The sequence below is a fragment of the Sphingomonas fucosidasi genome, assembly GCF_036663855.1.
GTDB lineage: Bacteria > Pseudomonadota > Alphaproteobacteria > Sphingomonadales > Sphingomonadaceae > Sphingomonas > Sphingomonas faeni_B.
Window position 1 is genome coordinate 368,081 of the sequence record NZ_JAXOJR010000003.1, and the last position, 11,410, is coordinate 379,490.

Below are 11,410 nucleotides of genomic sequence, written 5' to 3' on the forward strand. Positions count from 1 at the left end.
GCTAATGCATTCCCATGGCTTCACCATACGACCTGAACCTCCGGCACCTTCGTATGCTCTTGGCGATATCAGACGCGGGTAGTCTGAGTGCGGCAGCCCGAGCGACGTCAGTATCGCAGCCTGGTCTGACGCAGGCGCTCAATCGGCTCGAGACCCTGTTCGGCACAATGCTGTTCGATCGGCGAACTACTGGTGTAATGGCGACGCCCAACGGGCAGCGCATTCTGCAGCGTACCCAGCGGGCTCTGCAAAGCTTCACACGTGGCTGCCGGGCCGTGACCGGGGCTTCTGGAGTAGAGAAGCTCGATCGCTACCTTACGACAGCCCACGTCCGCGGTCTGATCGCGCTGGGGGAAGCTGGCGGCTTCTCGAGCGCGAGTGAGACCGCTGGCATCTCCGCACCATCACTGCACCGTGCCGTTCGCGGATTGGAAGCGCTGTCAGGCACTGGTCTTGTCGAGCAACGAGGCCGTGGCGTGGAACTCACGCGTGCAGGCGCAAGGCTTGCGCGAAGTTTCATGATCGGCGTCGCAGAACTTGCTGCTGCGCTTCAGGAGACCGCGAACCAGGGCGGCCACCTCTCCGTGGGGGCGATGGCATTGTCGCGCTCCCTGCTGCTGCCAGCGACGCTGGCGGATCTACTGCGCGAGCAGCCGGGTATAACGGTGGACGTTCTGGAAGGGTCGTACCTCGAGCTGGTCGAACTGCTCCGCAGCGGCAAGATCGATATCCTCATCGGCGCGCTCCGTGATCATCCCGGGACGGATCTACTTCAGGAACCACTCTTCGATGATCGGCTCACCATCATTGGTCGAGCCGAGCATCCGCTTGCCGGCAGCGTTGCCGGGTTTGAGGAGTTGGCGGCCTACCCTTGGATTGTTGCCCGTCGAGCGTCCGGCTTGCTTGATCGGTGGCAGAAGATGTTCGATCGGTCCGGGATGGTACGTCCGGAGGCACCCATACAGTGTGGCTCCGTGGCACTTATCCGAGGCGTTCTGGTGCGCAGCGACTTCCTGACCCTTCTTTCGAAGGATCAGGTAACCGCGGAGATTGAATCCGGCACGCTCGTAAAGATCGATTCCTGCATACCAGATACCATGAGGACTATCGGCGTGATCACCCGTCGCGATCAGATCCCGACCAGACTACAAATATCGTTTATGAACTGCCTGACAAAAGTTGCATCGGATGTGGGAAACGAGGTCTAGGTATGACCCCAAAGCTGTCGGTCATCAGCGACGCCGAATGGTCTAAGTCGTTCCGAAACTCACGTAGCTGTTGAGACCTATCCCCAGACGCTAAACACACTGACAATGCTGCTTATAAACATACAGACATTCATCTCATATTCTGATACCAAATTTTCGTTCGCACAGGTCAGGAACTAATCTAGTAATAGATGGTTTTTCCGCCTTCACCACAAGATAGTATCTACTAAAGCAAAGCAATGGCGAAGAACGAACATACGAGCGAAAAGGCTGGCAAGGCGGCCTCGAAGGTCCTGAAGGACGGACGAGCCGGAAAGGACTCCAAGACGGCCACTGGATCCGCGTTATCTCAGCGCCCTGACAAGAAGAAGAAGTGATCGACGAGGCCGGTCGGTACCGGCCCCACCCATAAACACGTCGACCCAGAACCGGACGTTTCCGATCAGTTAGCGTTTGTTTCAAACCAGCCATCTGTTCATTATTCAAATTGGCTGAGCGAGGCAACGAAGCGGTGACGGTTGTCATGTCACCGCTTCGTCTGGATCAAAACCCGAAAGCGAGCGCGATCCGGAACACACTGTCGTCGCCGCGGTCACCGATCGATCCCGAATAGCCCGAGGTGATCGTAATGGCCTGGGTCGGCATCCAGGCGAGATCGAGCGCCACCACTGCCGCATCGCGCGACAGCGTTGTGCCGGTTACCGAAAACGGCACGCTGGCGCCCGCAAACCGGAGCCGCGCATCTGGGCTCGCGTCGCCGAACGCATGCTGCCAACCGATTCGAGACCGAGCGCTGAGCCCTTCGGCGATCGGCGTCTGCCCCCGGATACCCAGCGTCGAGAGCGTGAAGCTTTCCTTGCGCGCCTCGCCCGACAACGCCGCGCTCCCCCCGGCCTCGGTGAAGGCGTCGGTGTGGACGCGGTACGCCTCGACGCCTGCGAACGGCTCGACCGTGCCGCCAAACATCGCATGCGGCAGGCCGATCTCGGCGAACCCATGCAGCACGTCGCCGTCATAGTTCGATGTCAGCCGCGCGGCATAGCCAGGGAACATCACGCCCCGCGTCAGGTCGGTCTTCGTCCAGGCATAGCCCGCCCCGGTGCGCAGCACGATTGGGCCCAGCGTCCCACCGGCATAGGCGAGCGCGTGCGTGCTCTCGACCTGGCCGAAGCTGTCGCGCGCGTCGATCCCGACCTTCGTGCGGGTGTAGCCGCCGGCGATCCCCACCCGCGCCTGGTCGTCGAGCGCGATGTCAACGCCGCCCAATCCGCCCCAGCCATGACGTTTGGCCGACGCAGTGCCGATGGCGCCGTCGTCCTCGCCGCTATGCCCGAGCGCCTGCGCCCAGATCCCCGAGCCGGTCGTCGGCGACAGCAACCGCGAGCGCACCGCGTCCTCGGCGCCCTGCGCGTCCTTCAGCACCGTCGTGCGTAGCGAGGCATGCGCTTCACCCGACAACGCATCTAGCCCGGCGCGGACTGCATCGTCGCTCGGGATCAGCGTCAACGCGGCATAAGCGGCGTTGCCGACGCCGAGTGCCGCCAGAGCGGGGGCGACCGTGGCCTGGTTGCGCGTCGCCGCAATCGACGGCAGCGATGCCGCAGTGCGGGCGACGTCGACGAATACGCCGGTCCCGGTCTGCGCCAGACGGAACTCGGTCCCGCCGCTGGCGGTCTGGACCATCGTGTAGGTGCCGCTGACGCCACCCGTCGCGGTCAGCAGCGTGTAGCGTTGGCCGATGCCGTAAGTCCCGGTGCCGCGCGTTACCGCCAGCTGCGCGCCGCTCGCGATAGTTGCGGTACCGCCGACCGTGATACGATCTGATAAGCCGGCTGCGGTCGTCTCCGCTGCGTAGATCGATCCGCTGGCCTGAGCGAAATTGCCGGTGACCGCGATCGTACCGACGCCGGTACCCGGAGCGACGTTACCGCCGCTGGCTACGGTCAGCGCCGCGATCGTGCCAGTGCCGCCGAGCGTCGCGCCATTCGCTACGGTGACCGTAGAGGGCAACGAGCCGGCGAGAATCAGACGGCCAGCGTTGACGGCGGTCGGTCCGGTGAAGCCGGTCTGGCTGCCAATGGTGAGCGCACCCGCGCCCATCTTGATCAACGCACCCGTGCCCGACAGCGTGCCGACGAAGCTGCCGTCGGTCGCCTGCTGGAAGACGACCGTGCCTGCATTCGCTATTCCGCCGGTCAGCGTCATAGTGTTGCCGGTAAGTGTCGCCGGTGTGGCTATCGTGATGCCGTTCGCAAAGGTCGATGGCGCGGTTAGCGTCCAGTTGCCCGTATTGACCGCCAACGTCTCGAAATTCACAGCGCCCGCAAAGTTGCCCGCGCCGGTGCCGCCTAGGTTGATCCGATCGTTGCCCGCGCCGCCATCGACGGTCCCGCTGATCACCGATCCGCTCTGGATGTTCAGAATGTCGTTGCCGTCGCCCATGTCGATCGCGCCGGCAGTGCCGCCGGTGATAGTGCCGGACGTCGTGATCGTGTCCGCGAAATTGCCGACGAACTGGATCGCGCGGCCCGTGGTGGCGCGGATCGTGCCCGTATTGGTGATCGTCGTCGCGTCGTCGGCGACACCGCCGACATTGGTATCGTGGTTGATCAAAATCGCGTTGCCGGCGCCGAAGATCACACCCGAGTTGACGATCGTACCGCCACCCATCGCGATACCCTCAGCGCTGTTCGGGCGGCCACCCGAATCGACGCCGGTTGCGCTCAGCCCTTGGATAGTGCCGCTGTTAGTGACCGATCCGATGAAGTCGATATCGACGCCGTCGCCGTCGCCATTGGTGGCGACGCCGTCCCATTGGCCGGTGATTGTCCCGCGGTTGACGACCGTACCGGTGCCATCCGAACCGATGCCCGACCCATTGCGACCAGTGATCGCGCCATCGTTGATGACGTTGACGTCGACGTCACTGGTAATGCCGTGGCGCAAGCCCGAGATCATGCCCGTCGTTTGGTTGATGACGGTGCCAGACTTCTGCTGCCAATCGATACCATCGTAATTGTTGTTGGCGGCGCCGTCCAAGCGGATGAGTCCGGCATTGGTGACGATTGCCCCCTGCCCCGGCCGAATGCCATCCTGTCCGACCGAACTAAGCGTCGCGCCCGCATAATTGTTGATGATCACCGTCGCGCCACCCGCGACCGCGTCAAAATCGAGCGCTTGGCCACTGCTGGTAGTACGGATGGTGCCGAAATTGTCGATCCGGATTGTACCACCGGTCGGCGCCACGTTGATCCGGAACGCGTCGTCCTGCGATTCGATCAGCGCGCCCACATTGTTGACCAGCGTCACGGTCCGCGCGTTATTCGCTCCCGACGCGTTGATCGCGCGACCACCATTCGCGGTCGATCGGATGATGCCCGAATTGGTGATCCGCAGGTCCGTGGAACTCGTCGACCAGTTGATCGCTGGGTTCGTCGTCGTCGCCAGCGTACCGTTCGCCTGGACGGTTGCGGTATCGGTGCCGCCCACGGTCTTCGAAGCCGTATCGATCGTACCCGACGCGACCACGATCCTCTGCTGCGCCTGCGCCGGAGCACTCGCCAGAACGACAGCGCCAAGTGCGCATGTCAGAGCTTGAGCGCTAACGCCCCACCAAAAAGACGACATGAATGAATTCCCCCAAGACAACGCATCATGGTTGCCCATCGCGGGCGTTAGCGGTCGAGTTTGATAGTTATGTGACAACATCTGACCCCCGGAACAGATGGCATTCGATCGCATTCTCGAACGATGAGGCCTGGTGCTCTCTGTAGCTAAGTCCGGCCAACAGACAGCACGCAAGTCGTCACCACAAGCGCCGGCAGACCCATTTGCAGACGCTCAGTTTGCCCTACCAGCTTCCCAACTTCCGCCATTCATTCAGAAGGCGCGGTCACTGACAGGGGACGTTGAAAATGGGCCACCTCAGCAAGCAATATCATCGAACTTCCGGCCGAAAAGGGCAGAAGTAGCGTACTCGTACATTCTCCGCGCAGCATCGCGATAAAACCACCACCCGCTTGAAACGACCGCAGCGTCCATCAACCGCGCGCATTGTTGCTATTGCGAACCTTTCTCATAATCCGTAAGCGCCACGAGCTTCTCGGGGGAATGTCGTGCGTAATAGTTCATGCTGCCTGCTCGCCGTAACCGCGTTCTGCACACCGTGGGTCGCATCGGCGGAGACGATGGCGTCGCCTGTCGATCCAGATCAGGAGATCGTCGTTACCGCGCGGGCATCGCCCACCCCGAAAGCTGCCGACGATCGCTACAAGCCGACGCCCGACGCATCGACGCTGCGGTCCGCGGCATCGCCGCTCGATACGCCGCAGACGGTCAACGTCGTACCCGCGCAGGTCATTCGCGATCAGCGGCCGCGCTATCTCGACGACGTGCTGACCAACGTCAGCGGGATCACGCAGGGCAATACGCTGGCGGGCACGCAGGACACGGTGCTCAAGCGCGGCTTCGGCGGCAATCGCGACGGATCGGTCATGCACAACGGGACGCCGGTGGTGCAGGGCCGCGCGTTCAATGCCGCCACGCAGAGCGTCGAGGTGCTCAAGGGCCCCTCCTCGCTGCTCTACGGCATCATGGATCCGGGCGGGGTCATCAATATCGTGAGCAAGAAGCCGCTGCTCGAAACGCATCTGAACGTCGCGCTGACCGGATCGAGCTATGCGGCGGGCCGGTCGGGGCTGGAGGGTATGGCCGACCTGACCGGATCGCTCGGCGGCAATTTCGCCGCACGGCTCGTCGTCGATCATCAGGACGAGGATTACTGGCGCAATTTCGGCGAGCGCCGCGACACGCTGATCGCGCCGTCGCTTGCCTGGTACGGGACGAAAACCCAGGCGGTGATCTGGTACGAGTACCGGAAATTCGACTATCCGTTCGATCGCGGCACCGCGCTCGATCCCCGCACGCTGACGCCGCTCGCGGTCCCGCGCCGCCAGCGGCTCGACGACGTGGACAACATAATGGCAGGGTCGAGCCATCTCGTGCAGCTTGCCGTCGACCACCAGCTTGGCGGCGGCTGGGCGGCGCATCTGGCGTCCAGCTTCAACAGCGAGACCTACGACGCGGGCCAGCTCCGCGTGTCCGGTGTCAACGTCGCGCGGGGTACGCTCACGCGCAGCAACGATGCGACGCTTGGATCGCTCAGCACCGACGCCTATGCGCAGGCCTATGTCGATGGCGGGTTCGGACTGCTCGGGCTCGACCATCAGGTGATCGTCGGGATCGAGGGCGAGTATCGCCGTTATTACCGTCGCGACCTGATCCGGCAGGCGGTCCGCGCGACGTTCAGCTATGTGAACCCGGTCTATGGACTGGAAGCATTCCCGACGACGGTCTCGGCAAGCGACAGCGACCAGACCGATCGCCTCTACAATTACTCGCTGTTCGCGCAGGATTCGATCCATCTCGGCGACCGCTGGATCGTCAGCGCCGGCGGACGGCTGGTCGGGTTCGACCAGCGCGCCGGACGCGGACGCCCGTTCGTCGCCAACACCGACCTCAACGACTGGGAGTTCGTCCCCCAGGCCGGGCTCGTCTGGAAGGCGGCGGACGTGTTCTCGCTGTATGCGAGCTATACCCGCTCGCTGAAGCCCACGTCGACGATCGCGCCGCTCGCCAGTGGCGTGACGATCGGATCGGGGTTCGCACCCGAGCGTGGGCGATCGTTCGAGGTCGGTGCGAAGCTCGACGTGCCCGACCGGATCACCGCGACGCTCGCGCTGTACGACATCGACAAGCGCAATGTGCTCGTCTCGCAGTTCAACACCGCGACCGGCCTCACCGAATACCGGACCGCGGGCCGGGCGATCTCGCGCGGTGTCGAGTTCGATATCGCCGGACGGATCACCAAGGCGCTGAGTTTGATCGGCAGCTATGCGTACACGCACGCCCGCACCACCGAGGACCCGGTCTTCGCGGGCAAGGAACTGGCCAACGTCGCGCCGCATACCGCGTCGCTGTCGGCCGCGTACGAGGTCGGGCGGATCGCGAGCGACGACAGCCTGCGGCTGGGCGGCGGTGCGCGCTATGTCGCGCGGCGGCCGGGCGACAACGCGAACAGCTTCCGCCTGCCCGAGTATACCGTCGCCGACGCGTTCGTGACCTATGACACGATGCTGGCCGGGAAGGCCGTCACGTTCCAGTTCAACCTCAAGAACGTGTTCGACAAGACCTATTACACCTCCGCGGTGAACGTCTACGGCGTCGCGATCGGCGATCCACGCCGCGCGATCGGCACGATGAGCTTCCGCCTGTGATGAAGTGGGCTCTGTTTCTCGCGCTCGCCAGCGCGTCGCCGGTCGCCGCCAAGGCACCGACGGCGGCGCTGGTGATGCAGCACGGTGGCCCCTCCGCCGCCACCGACCTGAAGGTGCGCGATCACCTCGCCGCGCGGGGCTTTGCGGTACGCCTCGTCGATCAGGGCGCCGATCCCGCCTCGGCACGCGACACCGATCTGGTCGTGATCTCGTCGAGCGTCTCAGGCAAGGACGTGAAGCCCGGCTGGCGTGCCCTCGCGGTGCCGCTGGTCACCTGGGAGAACGATCTGCTCGACGACCTCGCGATGACCGGCAAGCGTCACGACGTCGATTTCGGCGAGGCGGAAAAGGAGCGCTTCGTGTGGATCGTCAACGCGCCTCAGACGATGGCGGCAGGGCTGCCCGCGGGCATTGCCAACGTCTATGTCAGGCAGGCGCCGATGAGCTGGGGAAAGCCGGGCCTCGGCGCGACGACGATCGCGACGATCTATGGCCAGCCCGAAAAGGCCGCGGTGTTCGGGTACGAGGCCGGCGCGACGATGGACTACGAGACGCTGGCGCCGGCGCGGCGCGTCATGCTGTTCCTGAACAACGACGGCTTTACCAATTTGTCGCCGGCGGGCCTTCGCCTGTTCGACGCGGCGATCGACTGGGCGATCGCCCGGAAATGACCCGCCGCGTCCTGTTCCAGATCCACTGGTTCCTCGGCATCACCGCCGGCCTCGTGCTCGCGCTGATGGGCGTCACGGGCGCGACGATGAGCTTCGAGGACGAGATCATGGCCGCGCTGAGCCCCGGCGTGGTCACGCTGGCGCCCTCGCCCCTGCCCCGCCTCTCCCCCGACCGGATCATCGCGGCCGCCTCGCACCAGCGCGACGGCGCACGCGTGACGCAGATCGTGATCGAACGCGATCCGACGCTGGCGGCCGAGGTGACCTTCGCGCCGCCGAAGGGGGTCCGCCGCGGCACGCACCTGTTCGTCGACCCGCGCACCGGCATCCTGCTCGGCCCCGCGACCGGCGAGGCGTTCTTCCGCACGGTCATGGACCTGCATCGCTGGTTCGCGCTGCCCGGCGGACCGAACGGCGTAGGGCGGCAGATCACTGGGTTTGCCGCGCTGTCGCTGATCTTCTTCGCGCTGTCGGGGCTGTATCTACGCTGGCCGCGGCGCGCGCTCGACTGGCGATCCTGGCTCGTGCTCGACCTGCGCAAGACCGGGCGTAACCTGTACCGCACGCTGCATGCGGTGATCGGCGGCTGGCTGGTCGTGTTCTATTTGCTCAGCGCGCTGACCGGGCTGACCTGGTCGTACGACTGGTACAAGCGCGGCGCGACCTATGTGCTGACCGGCAAGGTCGGCAAGGATGATGGCCGACGCGGCGACCCTACCGGCACCCCGCAGGCACTGGCACCGGCGTGGACGCGGTTCGTCGCGAGCGAAGGCAACCGCTTCGACCGCGTCGCGATCACGGTTCCGACCGGCGACAAGCCCGTCGTCATGCGCATGCTGCCCCACGCGGCACGGTTCGACCGGATGACCGACGAGCTGCGGTTCGACGCGGCCACCGGCGCGCTCCTGAAAGCCGAGCGCTACGCCCAGCGCGGACCGGGCGCGACGATCGCAGCGAATTTCTACGCGCTGCATACCGGCGCCTTTTTCGGGCTCGCCGGCCGCATCCTGCTGTTCGCGAGCAGCCTTGCCATGCCGCTGTTCGCGGTCACCGGGCTGTTGCTGTATTTCGCACGGCGACGGTCGAAGCGCGCGCTTGCGGCGGTGTCGGCGGCGACCACCCCATCGACCGGTACGATCGGTCGCGACATGCTGGTCGTCCACGCCTCGCAGACCGGCAATGCCGAACGCATCGCCCGATTGAGCGCGGCGGCCTTTCCCGGCGCGACCATCCGCGCGCTGGCGACGCTTGATGCCGAGACCTTGCGTGCCGCCGACCGCGCGCTGTTCGTGGTCGCGACCTACGGCGAAGGCGACGCCCCCGATCGTGCCCGCAAATTCGAGGCGACGACGATGGCGACCTCGATCGATGTGGGGTCGCTCGACTATGCGGTGCTGGCACTTGGCGACCGCGAATATCCCGATTTCTGCGCGTTTGGGCACCGCGTCGATGCGTGGCTGCATGCCAGTGGTGGACGTCGGCTGTTCGACCGCGTCGATCTCGATGGCGCGGACATCGATGCCGAGCGGCACTGGCAACAACAGCTCTCCGCGATTGCGGGCGCCGCGATCCAGCCCGACTGGCAACGCGCGGACTATGCGCCGTGGACGCTCGTGTCGCTCGAGCACGTCAATCCGGGCAGTCCGGGCGGCGCGGTCTACCGGGTCGTGCTGACACCCGACATGCCGGCCATCTGGGCACCGGGTGCGATCGCCGAAGTCCTGCCGCGCCACGATCCGGCCCGCGTCGATCGCTGGCTGGCCAGCGTCGGTCGTTCCGTCGATCCGGCGTCACGTGACACGCTGATGGACAAAGTGCTGCGCGACGGCGACGGCGACGCTCCGCTGCAGGCCCTCGCGCACCGCGACTACTCGATTGCCTCCATCGCAGCCTCCGGCGCGGTCGAACTTCTTGTCCGGGCATGTCCGGCTCCGGACGGCGGGCTCGGTATCGGTTCGGGCTGGTTGACGCAGGTCGCGCCGATCGGTGCCGCCGTCCTGCTGCGCATCCGCGACAACCCGGGGTTCGCGCCCGCCGACCCGACCGTACCGATCGTCCTGATCGGCAACGGCACCGGACTTGCCGGCCTGATGGCGCATCTGCGCGCGCGCGCCGTCGTTGGCGGTGCTCCGGCATGGCTGTTGTACGGCGAGCGGTCGGGTGCTCACGACCGGCCTTTCGCCGCGGAACTGGAAGCGCTGTCCGCCAAGGGGCCACTGACCCGGATCGATCGTGCCTTTTCGCGTGACGCGGCGTGTGGCCGCTACGTCCAGCATCTGGTTGCCGATGCTGCCGACGAGATGCTCGAATGGGTGGAACGTGGCGCCGCCATCTATGTGTGCGGCAGCCTGGCCGGCATGGCGGGCGCCGTGGACGCTGCGTTACGCGCCATCCTGGGCGATGCGCGGCTCGAGGAGATGGCCGAACAGGGCAGATATTGTCGCGACATCTACTAAGCAGGTCCCACGGTCACGGCAGCCGAACGGTCCCTGTTCCTGGCAAGGGCGATCAGAAGCGCGATCGCCACGCCCAACGCAGCTGACGCCAGCGGACGGCTGAAGGCGAGCCCGCCATGATCGACCGGCTTGTCGAGGAAATCGCCGACCGCGGCGCCGAGCGGGCGGGTCAGGATGAACGCTGACCAGAACAGCGTTACCCGGCTAACGCGCGTCGTGACATACAAGACCATCAGCAGCGCGAGGCCGGCCGCAAAAATGGCCGCCGCACCCGTATAGCCAAGCCCGCCGGTGTCGGCGAACCAGTCGCCGAGCGCGGTGCCGAGCGTCTGCGAGACGGTGATCGTGATCCAGTAGAACAGTTCCGCGCGCGGTTCGTGGACCGTCGCGACCGCGATCGAGCCGAGCGTGCGATACCAGGCGAACAGCGCCGCCAGCACGAGCGTCAGCAGCAGCGCCGACCCGCCGGCATAGCCAATCCGGAGCGAGCGTGTGGCGAAGTCCGCCATCGTCGTGCCCGCGGTGGTCGAGGCGATGATCGTCGCCCAATAGAGGAACGGACGATGGCGCGTCGCGCCGATCTGCAAGGCGACCAGGATGACCAGCGCCCCGAGGAAGAGCGCGCTGCCGACCAGATAGCCGAGGTTCATCGACATGCTGACGGTATCGCCGGCGGTTTCGCCCAGCGTCGTCGCGAGGATCTTGATGATCCAGAAACCGAGCGTGACCGCCGGCACCTTGATAAGGGCGGCACGGGCTGGGTCTGACAGGGGCATCGCGCGATCTCCAACGAACGCCGC

Annotated in this window: 6 protein-coding genes; 4 read left to right on the forward strand and 2 right to left on the reverse strand. The window is 65.3% G+C overall.

All coding sequences use genetic code 11. From position 1 onward, the window contains the following. The first annotated feature begins 14 nt into the window (after positions 1-14). Positions 15-1,208 (forward strand): LysR family transcriptional regulator, encoded by a 1,194-nt coding sequence (locus U1737_RS08195; RefSeq protein WP_332796352.1) that lies wholly within the window; start codon positions 15-17, stop codon positions 1,206-1,208. A gap of 543 nt (positions 1,209-1,751) precedes the next feature. Here the strand turns inward: U1737_RS08195 and U1737_RS08200 are convergent. Next, complete coding sequence (locus tag U1737_RS08200) at positions 1,752-4,835, reverse strand: autotransporter outer membrane beta-barrel domain-containing protein (RefSeq protein ID WP_332796353.1); 3,084 nt, start codon at positions 4,833-4,835, stop codon at positions 1,752-1,754. Positions 4,836-5,323: 488 nt separating this feature from the next. Here U1737_RS08200 and U1737_RS08205 point away from each other — a divergent pair, with 488 nt between their 5' ends. The 3 genes from U1737_RS08205 to U1737_RS08215 are packed head-to-tail and all read left to right on the forward strand — an operon-like array spanning position 5,324 to position 10,610. Beyond that, entirely contained in the window at positions 5,324-7,483 is a 2,160-nt protein-coding gene (locus U1737_RS08205) for a TonB-dependent siderophore receptor (RefSeq protein ID WP_332796354.1), read from the forward strand. Then, entirely contained in the window at positions 7,483-8,154 is a 672-nt protein-coding gene (locus U1737_RS08210; protein WP_332796355.1) for a hypothetical protein, read from the forward strand. The genes U1737_RS08205 and U1737_RS08210 overlap by 1 nt, the downstream gene beginning before the upstream one ends. Then, complete coding sequence (locus U1737_RS08215) at positions 8,151-10,610, forward strand: PepSY domain-containing protein (protein ID WP_332796356.1); 2,460 nt, start codon at positions 8,151-8,153, stop codon at positions 10,608-10,610. The genes U1737_RS08210 and U1737_RS08215 overlap by 4 nt, the downstream gene beginning before the upstream one ends. Here the strand turns inward: U1737_RS08215 and U1737_RS08220 are convergent. Beyond that, positions 10,607-11,386 carry a COG4705 family protein gene (locus U1737_RS08220; RefSeq protein WP_332796357.1) on the reverse strand — a complete coding sequence of 260 codons (780 nt, stop codon included), beginning with the start codon at positions 11,384-11,386 and terminating at the stop codon, positions 10,607-10,609. The genes U1737_RS08215 and U1737_RS08220 overlap by 4 nt on opposite strands. Between the last annotated feature and the right edge of the window lie 24 nt (positions 11,387-11,410).